This window comes from Pseudomonas sp. NFPP04 (assembly GCF_900113815.1).
GTDB lineage: Bacteria > Pseudomonadota > Gammaproteobacteria > Pseudomonadales > Pseudomonadaceae > Aquipseudomonas > Aquipseudomonas extremorientalis.
The window spans coordinates 183,544-207,635 of the sequence record NZ_FOQS01000011.1 but is presented as its reverse complement, the minus strand read 5'-3'; the positions used below and the strand labels follow the sequence as shown (position 1 = coordinate 207,635).

Below are 24,092 nucleotides of genomic sequence, written 5' to 3'. Positions count from 1 at the left end.
TCGAGAGAATTGAATCAATGCCGCACATTTTGATCGTCGAAGACGAAACCATTATCCGCTCTGCCTTGCGTCGCCTGCTTGAACGAAATCAGTACCAGGTCAGCGAAGCCGGCTCGGTGCAGGAAGCCCAGGAGCGGTTCAGCATTCCCACGTTCGACCTGATTGTCAGCGACCTGCGCCTGCCTGGCGCGCCTGGTACCGAGTTGATCAAACTGGGCCAGGGCACTCCGGTGCTGATCATGACCAGCTACGCCAGCCTGCGGTCGGCGGTGGACTCCATGAAGATGGGCGCGGTGGATTACATCGCCAAGCCATTCGACCATGACGAGATGCTCCAGGCGGTGGCCCGTATCCTGCGCGACCGCCAGTCGGCCAGCAGCGCGCCGGCCGAGCAACGACCGGCGAGCAAAACCAATGACAAGCCAGGCGTCGACAACAGCAACGGCGAGATCGGCATCATCGGTTCCTGCCCACCCATGCAGGACCTGTACAGCAAGATCCGCAAAGTCGCGCCCACCGACTCCAATGTATTGATCCAGGGCGAGTCTGGCACCGGTAAAGAACTGGTGGCCCGCGCCCTGCACAACCTGTCCAAGCGTGCCAAGGCGCCGATGATCTCGGTGAACTGCGCGGCGATCCCTGAATCCCTGATCGAGTCCGAACTGTTCGGCCACGAAAAAGGCGCGTTTACCGGCGCCAGCGCCGGGCGTGCGGGCCTGGTGGAAGCGGCGGACGGCGGCACGCTGTTCCTCGACGAAATCGGCGAACTGCCTCTGGAAGCCCAGGCGCGGTTACTGCGCGTGTTGCAGGAAGGCGAGATTCGCCGTGTGGGCTCGGTGCAATCGCAGAAGGTCGATGTTCGACTGATCGCCGCGACCCACCGGGACCTGAAGAGCCTGGCCAAGATCGGCCAGTTCCGTGAAGACTTGTATTACCGCCTGCACGTGATCGCCCTCAAGTTGCCGGCCCTGCGTGAGCGTGGCGCCGACGTCAATGAGATCGCCAACGCGTTCCTGCTGCGCCAGAGCGCGCGCATCAACCGTACCGACCTGAAGTTTGCCCCGGACGCCGAGCAGGCGATTCGCCATTACTCGTGGCCGGGTAACGTGCGGGAGCTGGAAAATGCGGTCGAGCGTGCGGTGATCCTGTCGGAGAGCCCGGAGATTTCCGCCGAGCTGCTGGGTATCGACATTGAGCTGAGCGATCTGGAGGACGACGACTTCATCGGCCTGGCCCCACAACAGGGCGGCGGTAGCAACACCAGCCACGAGCCGACGGAAGATCTGTCACTGGAAGATTACTTCCAGCATTTCGTCCTTGAGCACCAGGACCATATGACCGAGACCGAACTGGCGCGCAAGCTGGGCGTGAGCCGTAAATGCCTGTGGGAACGTCGCCAGCGCCTGGGCATTCCGCGGCGCAAGACCGGCGTGGCCAGCGAGAGTTGAGGGCGCGCCCCCACAGGTAACACCCGCAGATGTGAAAAAACTGTTACCGCGGATATTTCGCGTAACAAAAGCCGGGGCTTACGGTAACGAAGCCCCGGTTTTTTTTGGGCCGTCAAAAGCCCGATACCACCTCAACCCCCCGGTTTTGCTGGGCGGTGCAAAAGTTGGCACGCACCCTGCTATATGCTTAGTACAAAAACAATAACAAGCTTTGTACAAGACAATAAAAATAAGACGAATCGACTCACGCATAACAAAAACAACACGGCGGAGGCGCAGCTAACTGATTCTTTTGGAGAGGCGTTGCATTTGGGGCTTGCCCCGCAACCAGGCCGAGAACAACAAAAACTGCCCTAAGGCAGAGCCTGAACTGGTTGGATCGTAGATCAGCAACACAGCGACCAAAGCAATCCGTTTGCTCTTGACTCCCGATTGGGAGTGTCATGAAGGTGAAGCTTCATGGCGAGGGCGATCAACAAAAACAAGAAGCCCGCAATCCATAATAAAAATAGAGCACGCAACTACTTCTGGGGGAGCTTCGGCTCCCCTTGTAGTTTCCGCCATTTGACCACCCAGCAACCTCTTGAAGCTTTTGGCTTGGGGCTTGCAGCTTGTTCCTACACCATCCCCTGACTAAATGCTAGAATCCCCGCCCATCATGCGGTCATTCTTCGTTATGGCCGAACATTCCTTCAAACAGTGCATCCCATGCTGAAGAAGTTGTTCCAGTCATTCCGTTCTCCCTTGCGTCGTACGCAACACAAACGCAGCACGCCTGAAGTGCTCAACAGCAGCCAGCATTCGCTGCAACGCGCTCAATTCAGCCGTTATGCCGTGAATATCGTCGAACGTTTGCAGAACGCCGGCTACCAGGCTTATCTGGTGGGCGGTTGTGTACGCGACATGCTGCTCAATATCACGCCCAAGGACTTCGACGTCGCTACCAGCGCCACGCCTGAGCAAGTGCGTGCCGAATTTCGCAATGCGCGGATCATCGGCCGGCGTTTCAAGCTGGTGCATATCCACTTCGGTCGCGAAATCATCGAAGTTGCGACGTTTCGCGCCGGCCACCCGCAAAACGATGAAGAGGAAGACACCAATCAGTCCTCTCGCAACGAAAGCGGGCGCATCCTGCGTGACAACGTCTACGGCACCCTCGAGGAAGACGCGCAGCGCCGCGACTTCACTATCAATGCCTTGTATTACGATCCGGTCAGCGAGCGCATTCTCGATTACGCCAATGGCGTACACGATATCCGCAACAACCTGATCCGCCTGATCGGTGACCCGGTCCAGCGCTACCAGGAAGACCCGGTGCGCATGCTGCGTGCGGTGCGTTTTGCCGCCAAGCTCAACTTCGGCATCGAGAAACACACCGCCGCGCCGATTCGCGAACTGGCACCGATGCTGCGGGAGATCCCTTCGGCGCGCCTGTTCGAAGAAGTGTTGAAGCTGTTCCTCTCGGGCTACGCCGCCGACACCTTCGAAATGCTCGTCGACCTGCAGTTGTTCGACCCACTGTTCCCGGCCAGCGCCGAGGCGCTGGAATACAACCCGACGTACACCCACACCCTGATCAGCGAAGCACTGATCAACACCGACCTGCGCATCAAGCAGAACAAACCGGTCACCCCGGCGTTCCTGTTTGCCGCCCTGTTGTGGCCGGCCCTGCCCAAGCGCGTGCTGCGCCTGCAGGAGCGTGGCATGCCGCCGATCCCGGCCATGCAGGAAGCCGCCCATGAGCTGATCGCCGAGCAGTGCCAGCGCATCGCCATTCCAAAACGGTTCACCATACCGATCCGTGAGATCTGGGACATGCAGGAGCGCCTGCCACGCCGCAGTGGCAAACGTGCCGACCTGTTGCTGGACAACCCGCGTTTCCGCGCCGGCTACGACTTCCTGTTGTTGCGTGAGAGCGCCGGCGAGCAGACCGACGGCCTGGGCGAATGGTGGACCGACTACCAGGACGCCAATGACAGCGAACGCCGCGACATGATCCGTGACCTCGGCAGCAAAGGCGATGGCGAAGGCGCCGGGCCGAAGAAGCGTCGCCGCAGCAGCAGCAAGCGCAAGCGCAGCGCGGCCGACGCCTCGGGCGAATAAGCGTGGAACGCATCTACATCGGCATGGGCAGCAACCTGGCGGCCCCGGATCAGCAATTGCGCAGCGCTATCGAAGCACTGGCGCAATTGCCCGGCACGCACGTCGCCGGTGTCTCTGCCTTCTATCAAAGTGACTCCCTGCTCCCGGGCCAACCGCGCTATACCAATGCAGTGGCTGCCCTTGACAGTAACCTCGCCCCTCTTGAGCTGCTGGATGCGCTGCAAGCCATCGAGAACGACCAGGGCCGCGAACGCCTCGAGCGCTGGGGCCCGCGCACGCTTGACCTGGACATCCTGCTGTTTGGCGATCGCCTGATCGACGAACCGCGTCTCAAGGTGCCGCACTACCAGATGCACCTGAGGGCTTTTGTGCTGTACCCGTTGGCCGAACTGGCGCCCGCCAGCCTGGCGTTACCCGATGGCCAAACCCTCAACGAACTGCTTGAAGCCTGCCCGTTTGTCGGTCTTGAACGGCTCACCGTTGCTGAATCGCGTCAGTAACAGCGGTAACACCGTCATCGTAACAATGCGGTAACACATCCAATTGACTTCCCGTGTCCTCCTCACGACTATAGGCGTCCCGCTGCCGCCAACCCGGCGCTGAAGGGCGCAATCCAGGCCTTATAAGCACTGCTCTCAAGACAGTGCGCCTGTATAAACGAAGACTCACGCGCGTTACTCGCTGTTTCCAAGCGCCTGAACGAGGACCCTTTTCATGCCAGACATTACCCTGACCACCTTGCAGAGCCTCAAGCTCAAAGGTGAAAAAATCGCCATGCTGACCTGCTACGACGCCACGTTCGCCCACGCCAGTTGCCAGGCCGGGGTTGAAGTGCTGCTGGTGGGCGACTCCCTGGGCATGGTTCTTCAAGGGAATGACAGCACCCTGCCCGTCACCACCGATGAACTTGCGTACCACACCGCCAGCGTCAAGCGCGGTAACGATGGCGCCTTCATCATCGCCGACCTGCCGTTCATGGGTTACGCGACGCTCGAACAAACCTTCCAGAATGCCGGCAAGCTGATGCAAGCCGGCGCGCACATGATCAAAATTGAAGGCGCGTTATGGCTCGCCGAGTCGATCCGCCTGCTCGCGGAACGCGGCGTGCCGGTGTGTGTGCACATGGGACTGACGCCGCAGTCCGTGAACATCCTTGGCGGCTATAAGGTCCAGGGCCGGAATGAGGCCCAGGCGCGCCAGATGCGTGCGGACGCCATCGCCCTGGAACAGGCCGGCGCGGCCATGATCCTGCTTGAGTGTGTGCCGAGCGAGTTGGCGGCAGAAATCACCCAGGCCGTGAAAGTGCCAGTAATCGGTATCGGCGCAGGTTCGGCCACCGATGGCCAGGTGCTGGTGCTGCACGACATGCTCGGCCTGTCGATCAGCGGTCGTGTGCCGAAGTTCGTGAAGAACTTCATGGCTGGCCAGACCAGCATCCATGACGCCTTGAGCGCCTACGTCGCCGAAGTCAAAGGCGTGACCTTCCCGGCCGCCGAACATGGGTTCTCTGCATGAACACCGTTAAAACCGTACGTGAACTGCGGGCCGCCGTAACCCATGCCCGCAGCGCCGGCAAGCGTATCGGCTTTGTGCCGACCATGGGCAACCTGCACAGCGGCCACGCCACCCTGGTGACCAAGGCCGCCCAGCAGGCGGATTTCGTGGTCGCCAGCATCTTCGTCAACCCGCTGCAATTTGGCGCCGGCGAAGACCTGGACAAATACCCCCGCACCCTGGCCGCCGATCAGGAAAAGTTGCTGCAGGCCGGCTGCAACCTGCTCTTCGCACCTACCGTCGAGGAAATGTACCCCGGCGGCATGACCGGCCAGACCCGTGTCAGCGTGCCGCAACTGTCCGAAGGCCTGTGCGGCGCCAGCCGTCCCGGGCATTTCGAAGGCGTGGCGACGGTGGTCAGCAAGCTGTTCAACATGGTGCAGCCGGACATGGCCGTGTTTGGGCAGAAGGATTACCAGCAACTGGCCGTGATCCGCGCCATGGTGCATGACCTGAACATGCCGATCCAGATCATCGGCGAGCCCACCGTGCGCGCCGACGACGGCCTGGCGCTGTCGTCGCGCAACGGCTACCTCAGCGACGAACAGCGCGCCATTGCGCCGGTGCTGTACCGCAGCCTCAGCCAGATAGGCGCTGCGATCAAGGCCGGTGACCATGACTTCGCCAAGCTGCGCGCCGAACAGGTCCGCCAGATCGAAGCCGCCGGGCTGCGCCTGGACTACCTCGAAGTGCGCCAAGGCGTGCATTTGCGCCCGGCCACGGCCGAAGATCGGGATATCGTGATCCTGGTCGCCGCCTACTTGGGGGCCACCCGCCTCATCGATAACCTGCATCTGATCCTCGACTGACCCTTCCAGTTGCCCTCCTCACTGCGTAAATAAAAAGTGCCGGTATAAAAAAGTACCGGCCTTAGCGCAGACAAAGCCAAGACATATCGACACGCTAGGTTTAATGTAATCGCCCTGCGCTATGGTTAGCGCTGTCTGGAACCCATTGCTTGATCAAAGACTGGATGTTCCAGGCAAATAAGTGTCCTAAAGGCAGTCCCCGTAATAAAAGGAAACCCGCAGCGATGGCGTACTACCGCACCCCTCATGACGTTACCGCTCTGCCCGCCTGGCAAGCGCTCAATCAACATCGCCAAGCCATGCAGGATTTCAGCATGCGCGAAGCGTTCAATGCCGATCCTCAGCGTTTTTCCCAGTTCACCTTGAGCAGCTGCGGACTTTTCCTCGATTACTCGAAAAACCTGATCACCGGCGAAACCCGTGACCTGCTGGTAAACCTCGCCAAAGAGGTCCACCTCAAGGAAGCCATTGACGCGCTGTACAAAGGCGAACCGGTCAACTCGTCGGAAGGCCGCCCAGCGCTGCACACCGCACTGCGCCGTCCGGTGGGTGACAAGCTGTCGGTCAACGGCGTGAACATCATGCCGGACGTGCACAAAGTGCTGAACCAGATCACCGACCTGGTCGGCCGCATCCACGACGGCCTGTGGCGTGGCTACACCGAGAAGCCGATCACCGACGTGGTGAACATCGGTATCGGTGGCTCGTTCCTCGGCCCGGAGCTGGTCTCCGAAGCGCTGCTGTCCTACGCCCACAAAGGCGTGCGCTGCCACTACCTGGCGAACATCGACGGCAGCGAGTTCCACGAGCTGACCCTGAAGCTGCGCGCCGAGACCACGCTGTTCATCGTCTCGTCAAAATCCTTCAACACCCTCGAAACCCTGAAAAACGCCCAGGCCGCCCGTGCCTGGTACCTGGCCCAGGGTGGCTCGGAAGCCGAGCTGTATCGCCACTTCATCGCCGTGTCGAGCAACAACGCGGCGGCCGTGGCCTTCGGAATTCGCGAAGAAAACATCTTCCCGATGTGGGATTGGGTCGGCGGCCGTTACTCGCTATGGTCGGCCATCGGCTTGCCGATCGCCCTGGCCATCGGCATGTCCAACTTCAAGGAACTGCTGTCCGGTGCCTACACCATGGACCAGCATTTCCAGAACGCCCCGTTCGAACAGAACATGCCGGTGCTGCTGGGCTTGCTGGGCGTGTGGTACGGCAACTTCTGGGGCGCGCAGAGCCACGCGATCCTGCCGTACGACCACTACCTGCGTAACATCACCAAACACTTGCAACAGCTGGACATGGAATCCAACGGCAAGAGCGTGCGCCAGGACGGTACGCCCGTCGCTACCGATACCGGCCCGGTGATCTGGGGCGGCGTTGGCTGCAACGGCCAGCACGCTTACCACCAGTTGCTGCACCAGGGTACCCAACTGATCCCGGCCGACTTTATCGTGCCGATCGTCAGCTTCAACCCGGTGTCCGACCACCATCAATGGCTGTACGCCAACTGCCTGTCCCAGAGCCAGGCGCTGATGCTCGGCAAGACCCGCGCCGAAGCGGAAGCCGAGCTGCGCGACAAAGGTATCCCGGAAGACGAAGTGCAGAAGCTGGCACCGCACAAGGTGATTCCGGGCAACCGCCCGAGCAACACCCTCGTGGTCGAACGCATCAGCCCGCGTCGCCTGGGTGCCCTGGTAGCCATGTATGAGCACAAAGTGTTCGTACAGAGCGTGATTTGGGGTATCAACGCCTTCGACCAATGGGGTGTGGAGCTGGGCAAGGAGCTGGGCAAGGGCGTCTACAACCGCCTGACCGGCGCCGAAGAGACCTCGGCCGAGGACGCTTCGACCCAGGGCCTGATCAATTACTTCCGCGGTCGTCACCGCGGCTGATCCGGGTTTTGCAAGGCCAATGTCCATTTGGAGGTTGGCCTTGAACCCTACCCCTGCCGGGTGCATCTTTATGACTTGTCGCAAAAACAAGAATAAGGATCGCTCATGTTCGATATCAGCACGTTCCCCACCGCCGATGCCGTCCGCCGGGCTGCGCAACTCAGTCAAGAGGACTATCAGCGCCTCTACCGCCAATCCATCGAACAGCCGGATACCTTCTGGGCTGAACAGGCCGAGCGCTTTCTCGACTGGATAACGCCCTGGCACACCGTTCAACGCTCAGACATCCACACCGGCGCCGCCCAATGGTTTGCCGGTGGTCAACTCAACGTCAGCTACAACTGCATCGACCGTCACCTGGCGCAACGCGCCGATCAGCCGGCCTTCATCTGGGAAGGCGATGATCCGACAAAATCTTCAAAAATCACCTACCGCCAGTTGCACCAGAACGTCAGCCGCCTGGCCAATGTGCTGAAAAGCCGTGGCGTGAAGAAAGGCGACCGGGTATGCATCTACATGCCGATGATCCCGGAGGCCGCCTACGCCATGCTCGCCTGCACACGGATTGGCGCGGTGCACTCCGTGGTGTTTGGTGGTTTCTCGCCGGATGCCTTGCGTGACCGTATTCTCGATGCCGACTGCCGCACGGTGATCACTGCAGACGAAGGCGTGCGCGGCGGCAAGCCCGTTGCACTGAAGCAGAATGTCGACAAGGCCCTGGCCAGTTGTCCGAATGTGAGCACGGTGCTGGTAGTGGAGCGCACCGGAGCGACCGTTGGCTGGAGCGAAGGTCGCGACCTCAAGTATCAACAAGCCCTGGATGCGGCCAGCAGCGACTGCCCGCCCGAGCCGATGGACGCCGAAGACCCGCTCTTCATCCTCTACACCTCCGGCAGTACCGGCAAACCCAAGGGCGTGCTGCACACCACCGGCGGCTATCTGCTGCAAGCGGCGATGACCTTCAAGTACGTGCTCGATTACCGCGACGGTGAAGTGTTCTGGTGCACCGCCGATGTGGGCTGGGTCACCGGCCACAGTTACATCGTGTACGGCCCGCTGGCCAATGGCGCGACCTCGCTGATGTTCGAAGGCGTGCCGAACTATCCGGACAGTTCGCGCTTCTGGCAGGTGATCGACAAGCACCAGGTCAACATCTTCTACACCGCGCCCACCGCCCTGCGTGCGCTGATGCGCGAAGGCCACGGCCCGCTGGAAAATACCTCGCGCGCCAGCCTGCGCCTGCTGGGCAGCGTCGGCGAACCGATCAACCCGGAGGCTTGGGACTGGTACTTCAATGCCGTGGGCGAACAACGCTGCCCGATTGTGGATACCTGGTGGCAGACCGAGACCGGCGGCATCATGCTCAGCCCACTGGTCAGCGCCCAGCGAATCAAGCCAGGGTGCGCGACCCAGCCAATGTTCGGCGTACAGCCGGTACTCCTCGATGAACACGGCAAGGAATTCAGCGGCGCCGGCAGTGGCGTACTGGCGATCAAAGCCAGCTGGCCGGGGCAGATCCGCAGTGTGTACGGCGATCCGCAGCGCATGGTCGACACCTACTTCAACCCCTACCCCGGCTACTACTTCACCGGTGACGGCGCACGCCGCGATGAAGACGGCGATTATTGGATCACCGGGCGCATCGACGATGTGATCAACGTGTCAGGCCACCGCATCGGCACTGCCGAGGTAGAAAGCGCCCTGGTGCTGCACGACCAGGTGGCCGAGGCTGCCGTGGTGGGCTATCCCCATGATGTCAAAGGCCAGGGCATCTATGCCTTTGTCACCCCCATGAATGGCGTGGAACCCAGCGATGCGTTAAAAAAACACCTGCTGGATCTGGTCAGCAAAGAAATTGGCAGCTTCGCCAAGCCGGAACTGATCCAATGGGCCCCGGCCTTGCCGAAAACCCGTTCCGGCAAAATCATGCGCAGGATCTTGCGCAAGATTGCCTGCAACGAACTGGACAGCCTGGGTGACACCTCGACCCTGGCCGATCCGAGCGTGGTGGACGGTTTGATCGACAAACGCCTGAACCGATAGGAAACCCCACGTCGCCATGGAATTTATCCGCAGCCGTATCGAAACCCAGTTGATGAGCCTGACCGGCCTGTCGCTGGGCCAACTGGACCTGGAAAACCCCAAGGGCGACCCAGGCTTGTTCGGGCCCGACTCGGTGAGTTGGCAAGTGCATGGCGACTTCAGCAGTATGCTCATCGGCGGCATCAGCGCCTTGATGCTGCAAGCCTTGCATCCGTTGGCCCTGGCGGGCGTGTGGGACCATTCCAACTTTCGCCAGGACATGCTTGGGCGCTTGCGGCGGACCTCGCAGTTCATTTCGGGCACGACGTTCGGCTCGCGCAGAGACGCCGAATGGCTGATCGAAAAAGTCCGCACCATTCACTTGCAGGTGGTCGGCCACGCCCCGGATGGCCGGCCTTATGCGGCCAGCGACCCGGAATTGCTGACCTGGGTGCATGTGGCGGAGGTCAGTCACTTTCTGGCCGCTCACTTGCGTTATTGCAACCCGCACCTGTCCGGTCGCGACCAGGACCGTTACTACAGTGAAATTGCCTTGGTCGCTGAACAGCTGGGTGCGCGGCATGTTCCGCGTTCTCGGCAGGACGTTTCGGATTATCTGGCTCGCATCCGCCCGCAATTGCTGTGCGACGATCGCAGCCGCGAAGTGCTGCGGCTACTGCTGAATGCTCCCTCCCCCAGCCTGCTGGCCAAGCCATTTGGCAGCTTGATGATGCGCGCCGGGATCGACCTGCTGCCGGATTGGGCCAGCGCGATGCTCGACCAGCACCAGAGCCCGCTGCAACGCCAGATGATCCGTGCCGGCGTCAAACGCAGTGCCCCGATGTTGCGCTGGGCGATGCGCAATGGCTCTGTGCAACGCGCCCATCGCCGGATGGGGTTGATGTAGGCGACGGCGCATAGCTGTTAAACTTCGCGCCCTCAATTCCCCAGCAAGGCGCGCTCCATGTCTCCCTTGAATCAGGCGCTGCGCGCCGCCCTCGATCATCGCCAAGACCTGATCAGCGAGTTGCACGCACAGGGCACCGACTGTTACCGGCTGTTCCATGGCAGCCAGGAAGGCGCCGGGGGCCTGACCATCGACCGCTACGGCCCGCAGTTGCTGGTGCAGAGTTTCCACCAATCCCTGGAAACCGCCGACCTGCTGGACCTGCATCAACAGGTCAACCAGTACATGGGCCTGGAGTTGCTGCTGGTGTACAACGATCGCGCCCGTGGCAATTCGCGCATCGACCGCGAAGACACGGTGTATCGCGCCGAACCCGCCGCACTGCAGGACCTGGTTGGCCACGAGTGGGGCCTCAGTTACCGCGTGCGTGGGCGGCATGCCGGCCAGGACCCGCTGCTGTTCCTCGACCTGCGTAACACCCGCGGCTGGGTCAAGGCCAACAGCGCCGGAAAAAGCGTGCTCAACCTGTTCGCCTACACCTGCGGCGTGGGCCTGAGCGCAGCCGCCGGTGGCGCCCGCGAGGTGTGCAACCTGGACTTTGCCGAGGGCAACCTGGCGGTCGGTCGCGAAAACGGCTTGCTGAACCCGCAATTGCCGAGCATGGAGTTCGTACAGTCCGACTACTTCCCGGCGATTCGCCAATTGGCAGGCCTGCCGATCACCCAGCGCCGTGGGCAAAAGCTGCCGAGTTATCCGCGCCTGGAGCAACGTCAATACGACCTGGTGCTGCTGGATCCACCGGCCTGGGCCAAGAGCGCGTTCGGCACCGTCGACCTGCTGCGCGACTACCAGAGCCTGCTCAAGCCAGCCCTGCTGGCCACCGCTGACAATGGCGTGCTGATCTGCTGCAACAACCTGGCGAAAGTCAGCATGGAGGATTGGCGCGAACAGGTGCTGCGCTGCGCGGAAAAAGCCGGGCGCCCGGTGCGTGACTGGAAAATCATGACGCCTGGAGCGGACTTCCCGTCCCAGGATCAGCAACCGCCCCTGAAAACCCTGCTACTCCAACTGTAAGACGTTTCTCAAAGGCCCTTGCTCTTCGGAACCGAAAACCCGTGCCATACTCCAAGGCACTCCTGTTTGACATAGATGGCGCCGCCCCATGCCCAAAGGATTGATTCGCGCCGCTGGCGCCTTGTTGACCGCCCTTGCCCTGTACAGCTTGCTGGGCTTTTTGATTCTCCCCGGCATCGCCCTTCGCATCGCCAACCAGCAGTTGGCCAATTACGCCACGGTGCCGGCGCGGATCGAGCGAATCGAGCTCAACCCGTTCAGCCTGGAACTGACCCTGTGGGGCCTGAAGATCGGTGAACCCGGCAAGGAACAAGTCGGGTTCGAACGCCTCTACGCCAACCTGCAGCTCGACAGCCTCTGGACCCGCGCCCTGCACCTGGCCGATATACAGCTGGACAAGCCCAAGACCGAGCTGCTGTTCGACAAGTCCGGCCAACTCAACCTGGCGCAGTTGTTCAAACTGCCGCCCAGCGAGCCAACACCGACCAATCCGGATGCCAAACCGTTCCCTTTGCGTATCGACAGCATCAAGCTGGCCGGCGGCTATGTGCATTTCGAAGACTTGCGCCCCAGCGAGCCCATCGAATTCCTCTACGACACACTCGACTTCGAGCTGAAGAACCTCAGCACCCTGCCCGAAGACAATGCCGACATGACCCTGGTCGCAGCCGGCCCCGCAGGTGGACAGATCGACTGGAAAGGCAATTTCAGCCTGGTGCCGATCACCTCCGAAGGCACGTTGAAGGTCACCAACGGCAAGATGAAAGCCTGGTGGCCCTATGTACGTGACGCGCTGCCACTGGTGCTTGAAGACGGCGTGCTCAACTTCAGCACCGAGTACAAATTCAGCCTGGCCAAAGAGACCGAGCTGAACCTGACCAACACCGCCGCCAGCATCGCGCCCTTTGCCATCAAGGCACCGGACGGCCGCCCATTGGTGCGCCTGGAGCGCCTGGACGTCAGCGAGACCACGGTGGACCTGGCCAAGCAGCAAGTGGTGGTCGGCAAGATCCGCAGTAACAAACTGGAGACCTGGGCGGCCCTTGAGGCTGACGGGCAACTGGACTGGCAGAAACTGTTCGCCAGCCAGCCGAGCAAACCGGCCAAGGCACCCGAAGCGAAAAACGCACCCGCCACCGCCGACTCGCCAAAAGCCGAACCCGCCGCGCCAAGCAAACCGTGGCAAGTGCTGCTCAAGGACGTGCAACTGCGTAACTACCAGGTGCACCTGGCCGATCGACAGGCCAAGCCAGCAGTAGCGCTGGAACTCGGCCCGTTGAACGTCGACATGCAGAATTTCGACAGCCTCAACCGGAGCCCGTTTACCGTGAAGGTCGACTCCGGCGTGGGCAAGCAAGGCAAGCTCCAGGCGACCGGCGAGGTCAACCTCGACCCGGTCAGTGCCAGGCTGAAAGTGAATTCCCAGGACATCGACCTGCGGGTGGCCCAGTCCTACATCAGCCCGTTCATTCGCCTGGAACTGCGCAGCGGTATGCTCGGCAGCAATCTTGATGTGAACCTCAAAAGCACCGATCCGCTGAAGTTGCAGGTCACCGGCCGGGCTCAAGTCGATCAATTGCACACCCTGGATACCCTCAAGACCCGCGACTTTCTCAAATGGCAGCGCCTGGTGCTCGAAGGCGTGAACTACCAGCACGGCGACAGCCTGTCGATCGACAAGGTCAACCTGCTGCAGCCGTATGCGCGCTTCATGATCAACGACGACCGCACCACCAACGTGGATGACCTGCTGATTCCACAAGCGCCCGACAAAGGTTCCAAACCCGCCAGCAAGGACAAGCCCCTGGGCATCCGCATCGGGCAGATTGCGATTAATGACGGCTCGGCCAATTTTGCCGATTTCAGCCTTACCCCCAACTTCGCCACCGCGATTCAACAGCTCAACGGGCAGATCGGCACTATCGACAGTCGCCAGGCCAAACCGGCCAGCGTCGATATCAAGGGCAAGGTTGATCGCTATGCGCCAGTGACTATCAAGGGCAGCGTGAACCCGTTCGACCCGATGGCGGCGCTGGACATTGCGACCAGCTTCAAGCGTGTCGAACTGACCACCCTGACGCCTTATTCCGGCAAGTTCGCTGGCTTCCGTATCCGCAAGGGACGGCTGAACCTCGACCTGCACTACGTAATCACCAAAGGCCAGTTGAAGGCCGAGAACAAGGTGGTGGTTGAGCAATTGCAATTGGGCGAGAAAGTCGACAGCGCCGATGCCGTGGACTTGCCGATTCGCCTGGCCGTCGCTTTGCTCAAGGACAGTGATGGCAAGATCTCCATCGAATTGCCGGTAACCGGTGACTTGAACAACCCGCAATTCAGCGTGATGCCGATCGTATGGCAGACCCTGCGTAACCTCGTGGTACGCGCGGCAACGGCGCCTTTCAAGTTTATCGGTGGGTTGGTGACCGGTGGCGGCTCGGAAGATCTCGGTAATGTGTCGTTCGCCGCCGGTTCCAGCGAGTTGAACAAGGATGCCGAAAGCGCCTTGAACACACTGGCCAAAGCGCTGAAAGAGCGTCCTACCCTGCGCCTGGAAATCGAAGGCACCGCCGCAGCCAGCAGCGATGGGCCATTCCTTGCGGCCCAGCGGCTAGAGCGTGAATACCAGTACAACTACTACAAGATTCTTCAACGTCGCGGTGACAAAGTACCCGCCCAGGCGTCGTTGCTCGTCGTACCCGAGAAGGAAAAAGCCCCCTTGCTGGAAGGCATCTACCGCACCCGCCTGAAACAACAACCGCCGGCCGAATGGAAGGACCTGAGCAGCGATGAGCGCAGCGCTAAGCTTCGCGACGGCGTGATCAAATTCTGGAGTGGCAGCGACGTACTGCTACGCCAACTTGGCCAGGACCGTGCCAGCACCATCAAGGATTACCTGGTGGATAAAGGCCAATTGGAAGATGACCGGGTGTACTTCATTGATGCCAATCTGGGCCAGGCGGAGAAAGATGGTCGCGTCGTTACGCCAATGCACCTGGATGCCGAATAAGCCCTGTAGGAACAGCCCACAATAGAACAGGCCCCGACACAAGTGCCGGGGCCTGTAATGACCACATCCGTGTGGTCGGTCGCATGAACTCCAGAGGTGCATCGGGTGGATATCTAACTCACCCTAAGCCGCCGCCGTCTCGTTCAGACGAAGCTCCAAGGGTTACTCTGCTTTCAGGCCGTCGGCCGATACAGCTTTAACGCCTTTGATTTTCTTGGTGATGTTCACCGCGGTAGTTTTCTGAGCTTCAGTGACCGGGGTGGTCGAAGACAGGGACACTACACCTTTATTGGTTTCGACTTTGATGTCGGTACCAGGGATGCCTTTCTCGGTTACCAGGTCAGCTTTTACTTTGGTGGTGATCCAGGTATCGGAGGTGGACTCTTTAGCGCCTGCTGCTGCGCTTTTGGTTTTGTCGACGTTGTCCGCCTTGGTCGCGCCGCCAGCCAGCAGGCCGTCAGCCGAAACAGCGGTTACACCTTTGATTTTTTTGGTGATGGCTACGGCAGTCGCTTTTTGCGAGTCCGAGATAGCGACGTCAGAAGAAAGGGAAACCACGCCTTTATTGGTTTCAACCTTGATGTCGGAACCTGGAATACCTTTTTCGGTCAGCAGGTCAGCTTTGACTTTGGTAGTGATCCAAGTGTCGGAAGTAGCTTCTTTCGCCTTGGTGGCTTCACCCGCTGCAAGGGTCATTGGCGCTTGGGAAGTCTGGGCAAAGGCAACGTTGGCACCCATGGCCAGGGTCAGAGCGGTAGCAGTAGCGAGAGCGAACTTCTTCATACGAGTAACTCCTGTTTTATTAAAAGTCTGCAGTGTGTGAACCTTGATGCTGCAGCGTTAACAGGGTTATTGCAGGCAGTGTGCCAAGTCCGAATCATCAATAAAACCCTTTATAAACAACAACTTATAAAAAACAGAAAATTTCGGATTCGTGCAACTTGCATGATGCCGCCCGCGCCTGCATGCAAGTTGCGGCTTTTGCTCTCATTTAAGCGCCTGATTTTTAGGTACTTTCCTGCATCCAAAAAAAAGGACTCCGAAGAGTCCTCTTTTTCAACCTGAAGCCTTGGGTGATTAAACGCCCGAAGCTTTGGCTGCTGCTACGTCCTTGATGGACAGCTTGATACGGCCGCGGTTGTCCACGTCCAGTACCAGCACTTCCACTTCCTGGCCTTCCTTCAGAATGTCGGTGACTTTCTCAACGCGAGCGTCGCTCAGCATGGAGATGTGCACCAGACCGTCTTTGCCCGGCAGGATGTTGACGAATGCGCCGAAGTCGACGATGCGCTCAACCTTACCGACGTAGATCTTGCCGATCTCGGCCTCGGCAGTGATGCCCAGGACGCGCTGACGTGCTGCTTCAGCCGCTTCCTTGGTTTCGCCGAAGATCTTGATCGAGCCGTCGTCTTCGATATCGATCGAAGCCTTGGTTTCTTCGCAGATCGCACGAATGGTCGCGCCGCCTTTACCGATAACATCACGGATTTTGTCGGTGTCGATTTTCATCGCGATCATGGTCGGAGCATTTTCCGACAGTTCGGTACGGGACTGACCAATGATCTGGTTCATCTGGCCGAGGATGTTCAGGCGCGCTTCCAGGGCTTGGCCCAGGGCGATTTCCATGATCTCTTCGGTGATACCCTTGATCTTGATGTCCATCTGCAGCGCGGTCACACCTTTGGCGGTACCGGCTACCTTGAAGTCCATGTCGCCCAGGTGGTCTTCGTCGCCCAGGATGTCGGTCAGGACGGCGAACTTCTCGCCTTCTTTAACCAGGCCCATGGCGATACCGGCAACCGGCGCCTTCATCGGCACACCGGCGTCCATCAGTGCCAGGGAAGCACCGCAAACGGAAGCCATGGAGCTGGAACCGTTGGATTCGGTGATTTCCGACACAACACGGATGGTGTACGGGAACACGTCAGCGGCAGGCAGCATGGCCTGGACCGAACGGCGGGCCAGACGGCCGTGACCGATTTCGCGACGACCAGCACCACCCATGCGACCGCACTCGCCCACCGAGAACGGAGGGAAGTTGTAGTGCAGCATGAACGGGTCTTTTTTCTCGCCTTCCAGGGTGTCCAGCAACTGTGCGTCACGGGCGGTACCCAGGGTCGCAACGACCAGCGCCTGGGTTTCACCACGGGTGAACAGGGCCGAACCGTGAGTCTTCGGCAGAACGCCGACTTCGATGTTCAGCGGGCGCACGGTACGAGTGTCGCGACCGTCGATACGTGGCTTGCCGTTAACGATGTTTTCGCGGACGGTGCGGTATTCGATCTCACCGAAAGCCGCTTTGACGTCGCTGGCGGAAGGCTGGCCTTCTTCACCGGACAGCTTGGCGACAACCTGATCCTTCAACTCGCCCAGGCGAGCATAACGGTCGGCCTTGACGGTGATGGTGTAGGCGTCGGAGATGGCAGCGCCGAACTCGGAGCGGATAGCGCCCAGCAGTTCGGTGGCTTCAGCCTGTGGAGCCCAGCTCCAGGTTGGCTTGGCAGCTTCGGCAGCCAGTTCGGTGACAGCCTTGATGACAGCCTGGAACTCGTCGTGGGCGAACAGTACGGCGCCCAGCATCTGGTCTTCGGTCAGCTCTTTGGCTTCCGATTCAACCATCAGCACGGCTTCCGAGGTACCGGCAACGACCATGTCCAGGCTCGATGCTTTCAGTTGCTCGTAAGTCGGGTTCAGCAGGTAGCCGGTGCTTTCGTGGAATGCAACGCGGGCGGCGCCGATCGGGCCATCGAAAGGAATACCGGAGATGGCCAGGGCCGCCGAGGTACCGATCATCGCAGCGATGTCCGGATCGGTCTTCTTGCTGGTGGAAACGACGGTGCAGACAACCTGCACTTCGTTCATGAAGCCTTCTGGGAACAGCGGACGGATCGGACGGTCGATCAGTCGGGAAGTCAGGGTTTCTTTCTCGGAAGGACGGCCTTCGCGCTTGAAGAAACCGCCAGGGATCTTACCGGCAGCGTAAGTCTTTTCCTGGTAGTGAACGGACAGGGGGAAGAAGCCTTTGCTCGGGTCAGCGGTCTTGGCGCCAACAACGGTCACCAGTACGGTAACGTCGTCATCAACGGTAACCAGCACTGCGCCGGAGGCTTGACGGGCGATACGGCCTGTCTCGAGGGTAACGGTCGACTGACCGAACTGGAATTTTTTGATAACCGGGTTCACGGTGTCCTACCTTCTTTGTGGCTCTTGGGGAACTTGTCTTCTTGCGAAATTCTTGGGCAATGCCGGGAATCGGCCCGACGCTCGTCCAGGGTAAAACGTGTGTCCAGATAAAACTTGAGGCTGGGAGCCTGCCATGGGCCAGCGGGAATCCCACTGGCACACGGCAGACAACCAACCTCTAGCGCAATCGCTTATTAGCGACGCAGACCCAGGCGACCGATCAGAGTCTGATAACGACCCAGATCCTTGCCTTTCAGGTAGTCCAGCAGCTTACGGCGCTGGTTTACCATGCGGATCAGACCACGACGCGAGTGGTGGTCTTTACCGTTGGCCTTGAAGTGACCTTGCAGCTTGTTGATGTTGTGGGTCAGCAATGCAACTTGCACTTCTGGCGAACCAGTGTCACCAACAGCTTGCTGATAGTCAGCAACGATTTGTGCTTTTTCTTGAACGTCGAGAGCCATGAGGCAATCCTTTTTTCAGGAAACCACCCAAAGGGCAGTTTCAACAGGCCAGGGACAAATCCCTGTATCTAAAAATGAGTGTTGACCGTGCCTGTTAACAGCCACACTCGTTCGGTCATTCTGACCGAATCAGTCGACGCGGCGCGATGCGCCCGTCTTCGCTCACTTCACCGATACCGATAAAGCGACCGTTATGATCCTGTACCCGCACCATGCCGAACTTCGGGGCATCCGGGGCACGTACCGGCTGGCCGTTGAGCCAGTAGAACGCGCTGTGCTCCGAGAAGTGCAGCAATGGCCAATCGAGCAAACCGCTGTCCGATGGCATCAGGAAGCGATCAACTGCTTCATTGCCGCCTTCGGCGTGTACCGCTTCCAACTCTTCCAGCGTGACCGTCTGGGCCAGGCTGAAAGGACCGGCCTGGGTGCGCCGCAGTTCTGCAACGTACGCGCCGCAACCGAGCTTTTCACCAATATCTTCCACCAGGGTACGGATATAGGTGCCTTTGCTGCAGTCCACGGCCAACCGGGCGGTGTCGCCTTCACAGGCGAGCAATTCCAAGCGCGCAATAGTAACAGAACGCGGTTCGCGCTCCACTACTTCGCCCGCACGTGCCAGCTTGTAAAGAGGCTGGCCATCACGCTTGAGCGCCGAGTACATCGGCGGTATCTGACTGATTTCCCCACGAAAAGCGGGTAAAGCAGCTTCAATATCAGCACGACCAACGGTCACTTCGCGAACCTGCAAAACATCACCTTCGGCGTCGGCCGTGGTGGTGGTCTTGCCCAGTTGCATCAGGGTTTCATAACCCTTGTCGGAGTCGAGCAGGTATTGGGAGAACTTGGTGGCCTCGCCAAAGCACAACGGCAACACGCCGGTGGCCAGTGGATCGAGGCTGCCGGTGTGCCCGGCCTTTTCGGCATTGAGCAGCCAGCGGACCTTCTGCAACGCGGCATTGGAGGTAAAACCAATGGGCTTGTCGAGCAGAATGATGCCGCTGACGTTGCGACGGATACGTTTGACCTGAGCCACCGCTTACTCCTTGGCGTCTTCAGGTGTGGACGGGTGCTGGCTGTCTTCAGCCACGGCGCGCTCGATCAGGGCCGACAGATGTGCACCCCGCACGACGCTCTCATCGTAGTGAAAGTGCAGCTGAGGAACACTGCGCAGCTTCATTTCACGGGCCAACTGCATGCGCAGGAAGCCTGCAGCCGAGTTGAGCACCTTGATGCTTTGCGCGATTTCTTCGCTGTTGTCCTGCCCCATCACGGTGATGAAGATCTTGGCGTGACCCACGTCACGGCTCACTTCAACGGCGGTGATGGTGACCAGGCCAACGCGTGGGTCTTTGACTTCGCGACGGATCAATTGGGCCAGCTCGCGCTGCATCTGATCGCCGATACGCTGGGTACGGCTGTATTCTTTTGCCATGTCTTGTTACCTGTTACTGCCACACGGTGAAACCCGTGGGGTCTGAAAGCGGCAAACGCCCGGCCTGACAAAAGCCAGACCGGGCGTTGCGTTTAGAGTCCGTACGCTGCGCGGGGCAATTGCATGCCCACGCGTTGCGTGGCTCCTGAAGTGCGCGAGTTAGAGGCTGCGAGCAACCTGAACCTTCTCGTAGACTTCGATCTTGTCGCCAGCCTTGACGTCGTTGTAGCTCTTGACGCCGATACCGCATTCCATGCCGGCACGTACTTCGGAAGCGTCATCCTTGAAGCGGCGCAGGGATTCCAGCTCGCCTTCGAAGATAACGATGTCTTCACGCAGTACACGGATTGGACGGTTACGGTACACAGTGCCTTCAACCACCATGCAGCCGGCGATCGCGCCGAATTTCGGCGAGCGGAACACGTCACGTACTTCGGCAATACCCAGGATGTTCTCCCGGACGTCGCTGCCAAGCATGCCGGTGAGGGCTTTCTTGACGTCTTCGATGATGTCGTAGATGACGTTGTAGTAACGCATGTCCAGGCCTTCCTGCTCGACGATCTTGCGAGCGCCGGCATCGGCACGCACGTTGAAGCCGAACAGTACAGCGTTGGAAGCCAGTGCCAGGTTGGCGTCGGACTCGGTGATACCACCGACACCGCCACCGACAACGCGCACTTGTACTTCGTCGTTACCCAGGCCGTTCAAAGCGCCGTTCAACGCTTCGAGGGAACCACGTACGTCAGATTTGAGGACGATGTTAAGCGTCTTCTTCTCTTCCTGGCCCATGTTCTCGAAGATGTTTTCCAGCTTGCCGGCGTGAGCACGGGCCAGCTTGACTTCACGGAACTTGCCTTGACGGAACAGAGCCACTTCACGGGCTTTCTTCTCGTCGGCAACCACGCTCATCTCGTCACCAGCGTCCGGTGTACCGTCCAGGCCGAGGATCTCGACCGGGATAGCCGGGCCGGCTTCCTTGATTGGCTTGCCGTTCTCGTCGAGCATGGCACGTACACGGCCGTAGTTCGAACCGACCAGCACCATGTCGCCTTGGCGCAGGGTACCGTCTTGAACCAGAACGGTCGCAACCGGGCCACGGCCCTTGTCCAGACGGGACTCAACTACAACGCCACGGCCAGGAGCCGATGGAGTGGCAGTCAGTTCCAGAACTTCGGCTTGCAGCAGAACGGCTTCGAGCAGTTCGTCAACACCAGTACCCATCTTCGCGGAAACCGGTACGAATGGAGTGTCGCCACCCCACTCTTCGGATGTCACGCCGTGAACCGACAGTTCGCTACGGATGCGATCGAGATCGGCGCCCGGCTTGTCGATTTTGTTCACAGCGACTACCAGCGGAACGCCAGCTGCCTTGGCATGCTGAACGGCTTCGATGGTTTGTGGCATCACGCCGTCGTCGGCTGCAACCACCAGGATCACGATGTCGGTCGCCTTGGCACCACGGGCACGCATTGCGGTAAACGCAGCGTGACCAGGGGTATCGAGGAACGTCACCATGCCACGGTCGGTTTCAACGTGGTACGCGCCGATGTGCTGGGTGATACCGCCGGCTTCGCCTGCGGCTACCTTGGCACGACGGATATAGTCGAGCAGGGAGGTTTTACCGTGGTCAACGTGGCCCATTACGGTCACAACCGGTGCACGGGAAACCGCCTCACCTTCAAACTTCAGGGACTCGGCCAGGGAATCTTCCAGGGCGGTGTCGCTGACCAGGGTCACTTTGTGGCCCAGCTCTTCAGCAACCAGTTGGGCAGTTTCCTGATCCAGTACCTGGTTGATGGTGGCCGGTGTGCCCAGCTTGAACATGAACTTGATGATTTCAGCAGCCTTGACCGACATCTGCTGGGCCAGATCGCCCACAGTGATGGTCTCGCCGATCTTCACTTCACGCACGACAGGGCCGGTTGGGCTCTGGAAACCGTGGGCGTTGCGTTTCTTCAGCTTGGCCTTGCCGCGACCACCACGACGGAAGCCATCGCTTTCTTCGTCAGTAGTACGTGGGGCAACGCGTGGAGCAGGCGCTTTCTCTTTGACCGAGGCACGATGCGGAGCGTTTTTGCGCTCGCCATCGCCACCACCACCGCGACGATTGTTATCGTCGGCACGTGGTTTGTCCGGACGACGAGGTTCGTCGCGTTTACGGGCGTCAGCAGCCGGTGCTGGTGCAGCGGCAACCGGAGCGGCCTCACGCACAGCTTCAACTGGCGCGCTAGGCGCGGCGACCGCTTCAGTGGCAGCAGGTTGCGCAGCAGCAGGCTGGCGACGCGCTTCTTCTTCGGCGCGACGCTTGGCTTCTTCTTCAGCCTTCTGACGAGCAGCATTTTCTACTGCGCGACGTTCTTCCAGTTCGCGTTTGCGCTCGGCTTCGATTTCTTCCGGGCTGCGCTGTACGAAGACTTTCTTCTTGCGTACTTCAACGCTGATGCTCTTGCTACCAGCAACACGCAGGGTGCTGGTGGTTTTGCGCTGCAATGTAATCTTGCGCGGTTCTTCCACTTTCGCCTTGTGGCTGCTCTTCAAGTGAGTCAGCAAAGACTGCTTCTCACTATCGCTCACACCTTCATCGGCGGCGGTGTGCGGCAGACCTGCCTCACGCATCTGCTGCAACAGGCGCTCTACCGGTGTTTTGACCTCATCGGCCAGTTGTTTCACCGTGACTTGCGTCATGCACTTCTCTCCTCAGGCCGCGCCTAGTTACTCGAACCAATGGGCTCGGGCGGCCATGATCAACTTGCCGGCACGATCATCGTCAATGCCGTCGATGTCGAGCAGATCGTCAATAGACTGCTCGGCCAGGTCTTCGCGGGTAATTACGCCGCGCACCGCCAGTTCCATCGCCAAATCCTTGTCCATACCCTCAAGCGAGAGCAGGTCTTCGGCCGGATGGGCGTCTGCCAGCTTTTCCTCAGTAGCGATGGCTTTAGTCAACAAACGATCCTTGGCCCGAGCGCGAAGCTCGTTGACGGTGTCTTCGTCAAAGCCGTCGATGTTGAGCATTTCTTCCAACGGTACGTAGGCAATCTCTTCCAGGCTGGTGAAGCCTTCATCTACCAGCACCTGCGCCAGGTCTTCATCGACTTCGAGCTCTTCGATGAAGTTGCGCAGGATGTCACCGGTTTCAGCTTGCTGCTTAGCCTGGATGTCCGATTCGGTCATCACGTTCAGGGTCCAACCGGTCAGTTGGCTGGCCAGACGCACGTTCTGACCACCACGACCAATGGCCTGAGCCAGATTGTCTGCGCCAACGGCGATGTCCATGGCATGGGCATCCTCGTCAACGATAATTGCCGCCACTTCAGCCGGCGACATGGCGTTGATGACAAACTGCGCCGGGTTATCGTCCCACAGCACGATGTCCACACGCTCACCACCCAACTCGCCCGACACTGCCTGAACACGCGAACCGCGCATACCAATGCACGCGCCCTGCGGGTCGATGCGTTTGTCCTTGGAGCGGACCGCGATCTTGGCGCGCGAACCCGGGTCGCGGGACGCAGCCATGACTTCGATCAGGCCTTCGGCGATCTCCGGCACTTCGATACGGAACAGCTCGATCAGCATTTCCGGTGCGGTACGCGACAGGATCAGCTGCGGGCCGCGGTTCTCGGTGCGGATTTCCTTGAGCAGCGCACGCAGGCGCACGCCGACACGGAAGGTTTCGCGGGAAATGATGTCTTCGCGAGCCAGCAACGCTTCGGCGTTGTTGCCCAGGTCGACGATCACGTTATCGCGGGTGACTTTTTTCACGGTGCCGGAGATGATTTCACCCAGGCGCTCGCGATAGGCGTCAACGACTTGAGCGCGCTCGGCTTCGCGAACCTTCTGCACGATGACCTGTTTGGCGGTCTGTGCAGCGATACGGCCGAATTCGATCGATTCGATCTTTTCTTCGACGACATCACCGACCTTGGCACCAGGATGCGTTTCGGCAACCTTGCTTGGCCAGGTTTCGATGGCCGGATCATCAAGATCGGCTTCTTCGACGACCGTCCAGCGACGGAAAGTCTCATAGGCACCGGTGTGGCGGTTGATTTCCACACGCAGATCAACTTCGTCTTCAAAACGCTTTTTGGTAGCAGTGGCCAGGGCCAGCTCCAGCGCTTCAAAAATCACGTTTGCCGGTACGCCCTTTTCATTGGATACCGACTCAACAACCAGCAGTACTTCTTTGCTCATCGTACG

17 protein-coding genes are annotated in these 24,092 nt (G+C 59.7%); 10 read left to right on the top strand and 7 right to left on the bottom strand.

Translation table 11 applies throughout. The annotated features are described in order from the left end of the window. Positions 1-17 precede the first annotated feature (17 nt). The 10 genes from BM017_RS22235 (at position 18) to BM017_RS22190 (ending at position 14,813) form a co-directional block, all read left to right on the top strand. Entirely contained in the window at positions 18-1,448 is a 1,431-nt protein-coding gene (locus BM017_RS22235) for a sigma-54-dependent transcriptional regulator (RefSeq protein ID WP_092248406.1), read from the top strand. A gap of 708 nt (positions 1,449-2,156) precedes the next feature. Beyond that, positions 2,157-3,551: a polynucleotide adenylyltransferase PcnB gene (locus BM017_RS22230; RefSeq protein WP_071490008.1), complete on the top strand. Its 1,395-nt coding sequence runs from the start codon at positions 2,157-2,159 to the stop codon at positions 3,549-3,551. A 2-nt stretch (positions 3,552-3,553) separates the two neighbouring features. Then, positions 3,554-4,051: a 2-amino-4-hydroxy-6-hydroxymethyldihydropteridine diphosphokinase gene (gene folK, locus BM017_RS22225; RefSeq protein ID WP_092248403.1), complete on the top strand. Its 498-nt coding sequence runs from the start codon at positions 3,554-3,556 to the stop codon at positions 4,049-4,051. A 214-nt stretch (positions 4,052-4,265) separates the two neighbouring features. Then, positions 4,266-5,066 carry a 3-methyl-2-oxobutanoate hydroxymethyltransferase gene (panB, locus tag BM017_RS22220; RefSeq protein ID WP_092248400.1) on the top strand — a complete coding sequence of 267 codons (801 nt, stop codon included), beginning with the start codon at positions 4,266-4,268 and terminating at the stop codon, positions 5,064-5,066. Further along, positions 5,063-5,914 carry a pantoate--beta-alanine ligase gene (gene panC / locus BM017_RS22215; protein ID WP_092248396.1) on the top strand — a complete coding sequence of 284 codons (852 nt, stop codon included), beginning with the start codon at positions 5,063-5,065 and terminating at the stop codon, positions 5,912-5,914. Before panB ends, panC begins: the two co-directional genes overlap by 4 nt. A 224-nt stretch (positions 5,915-6,138) precedes the next feature. Next, positions 6,139-7,803, top strand: a complete 1,665-nt coding sequence (pgi, locus tag BM017_RS22210) for a glucose-6-phosphate isomerase (RefSeq protein WP_071490004.1) — start codon at positions 6,139-6,141, stop codon at positions 7,801-7,803. 105 nt (positions 7,804-7,908) lie between these two features. Next, positions 7,909-9,846, top strand: a complete 1,938-nt coding sequence (gene acs, locus BM017_RS22205) for an acetate--CoA ligase (protein WP_092248393.1) — start codon at positions 7,909-7,911, stop codon at positions 9,844-9,846. A gap of 16 nt (positions 9,847-9,862) precedes the next feature. Further along, positions 9,863-10,732 carry an oxygenase MpaB family protein gene (locus tag BM017_RS22200; protein ID WP_071490002.1) on the top strand — a complete coding sequence of 290 codons (870 nt, stop codon included), beginning with the start codon at positions 9,863-9,865 and terminating at the stop codon, positions 10,730-10,732. Positions 10,733-10,789: 57 nt separating this feature from the next. Continuing rightward, entirely contained in the window at positions 10,790-11,806 is a 1,017-nt protein-coding gene (locus tag BM017_RS22195; RefSeq protein ID WP_092248390.1) for a class I SAM-dependent rRNA methyltransferase, read from the top strand. Positions 11,807-11,894: 88 nt separating this feature from the next. Beyond that, entirely contained in the window at positions 11,895-14,813 is a 2,919-nt protein-coding gene (locus BM017_RS22190) for a DUF748 domain-containing protein (protein ID WP_092248387.1), read from the top strand. Between the two features lie 162 nt (positions 14,814-14,975). Here BM017_RS22190 and BM017_RS22185 read toward each other — a convergent pair whose 3' ends face one another. From BM017_RS22185 to nusA, 7 genes are all read right to left on the bottom strand, one after another. Continuing rightward, a complete protein-coding gene (locus BM017_RS22185; RefSeq protein WP_092248384.1) occupies positions 14,976-15,596 on the bottom strand; it encodes a BON domain-containing protein in 621 nt (206 codons plus the stop codon). A gap of 294 nt (positions 15,597-15,890) precedes the next feature. Continuing rightward, positions 15,891-17,996, bottom strand: coding sequence for a polyribonucleotide nucleotidyltransferase (pnp, locus tag BM017_RS22180; protein ID WP_092248380.1), 2,106 nt, complete (start codon positions 17,994-17,996; stop codon positions 15,891-15,893). Positions 17,997-18,190: 194 nt separating this feature from the next. Further along, on the bottom strand, positions 18,191-18,460 hold the full coding sequence (gene rpsO, locus BM017_RS22175; protein ID WP_003177875.1) for a 30S ribosomal protein S15: 270 nt from the start codon (positions 18,458-18,460) through the stop codon (positions 18,191-18,193). Between the two features lie 115 nt (positions 18,461-18,575). Further along, complete coding sequence (gene truB / locus BM017_RS22170) at positions 18,576-19,493, bottom strand: tRNA pseudouridine(55) synthase TruB (RefSeq protein WP_043051764.1); 918 nt, start codon at positions 19,491-19,493, stop codon at positions 18,576-18,578. Between the two features lie 3 nt (positions 19,494-19,496). Then, a complete protein-coding gene (gene rbfA, locus BM017_RS22165) occupies positions 19,497-19,892 on the bottom strand; it encodes a 30S ribosome-binding factor RbfA (protein ID WP_003176137.1) in 396 nt (131 codons plus the stop codon). Between the two features lie 159 nt (positions 19,893-20,051). Further along, complete coding sequence (infB, locus tag BM017_RS22160) at positions 20,052-22,577, bottom strand: translation initiation factor IF-2 (protein ID WP_071489997.1); 2,526 nt, start codon at positions 22,575-22,577, stop codon at positions 20,052-20,054. Between the two features lie 27 nt (positions 22,578-22,604). Further along, the gene (gene nusA, locus BM017_RS22155) at positions 22,605-24,086 is read right to left on the bottom strand and encodes a transcription termination factor NusA (protein ID WP_025857112.1); all 1,482 of its coding nucleotides are present in this window, start codon (positions 24,084-24,086) and stop codon (positions 22,605-22,607) included. Positions 24,087-24,092: the final 6 nt, after the last annotated feature.

Coding starts and splice junctions, on each gene's coding strand:
- BM017_RS22235 (WP_092248406.1), top strand. CDS start 18: ATGCCGCACATTTTGATCGTCGAAGACGAAACCATTATCCGCTCTGCC.
- BM017_RS22230 (WP_071490008.1), top strand. CDS start 2,157: ATGCTGAAGAAGTTGTTCCAGTCATTCCGTTCTCCCTTGCGTCGTACG.
- panB (WP_092248400.1), top strand. CDS start 4,266: ATGCCAGACATTACCCTGACCACCTTGCAGAGCCTCAAGCTCAAAGGT.
- panC (WP_092248396.1), top strand. CDS start 5,063: ATGAACACCGTTAAAACCGTACGTGAACTGCGGGCCGCCGTAACCCAT.
- pgi (WP_071490004.1), top strand. CDS start 6,139: ATGGCGTACTACCGCACCCCTCATGACGTTACCGCTCTGCCCGCCTGG.
- acs (WP_092248393.1), top strand. CDS start 7,909: ATGTTCGATATCAGCACGTTCCCCACCGCCGATGCCGTCCGCCGGGCT.
- BM017_RS22200 (WP_071490002.1), top strand. CDS start 9,863: ATGGAATTTATCCGCAGCCGTATCGAAACCCAGTTGATGAGCCTGACC.
- BM017_RS22195 (WP_092248390.1), top strand. CDS start 10,790: ATGTCTCCCTTGAATCAGGCGCTGCGCGCCGCCCTCGATCATCGCCAA.
- BM017_RS22190 (WP_092248387.1), top strand. CDS start 11,895: ATGCCCAAAGGATTGATTCGCGCCGCTGGCGCCTTGTTGACCGCCCTT.
- BM017_RS22185 (WP_092248384.1), bottom strand. CDS start 15,596: ATGAAGAAGTTCGCTCTCGCTACTGCTACCGCTCTGACCCTGGCCATG.
- rpsO (WP_003177875.1), bottom strand. CDS start 18,460: ATGGCTCTCGACGTTCAAGAAAAAGCACAAATCGTTGCTGACTATCAG.
- rbfA (WP_003176137.1), bottom strand. CDS start 19,892: ATGGCAAAAGAATACAGCCGTACCCAGCGTATCGGCGATCAGATGCAG.
- infB (WP_071489997.1), bottom strand. CDS start 22,577: ATGACGCAAGTCACGGTGAAACAACTGGCCGATGAGGTCAAAACACCG.
- nusA (WP_025857112.1), bottom strand. CDS start 24,086: ATGAGCAAAGAAGTACTGCTGGTTGTTGAGTCGGTATCCAATGAAAAG.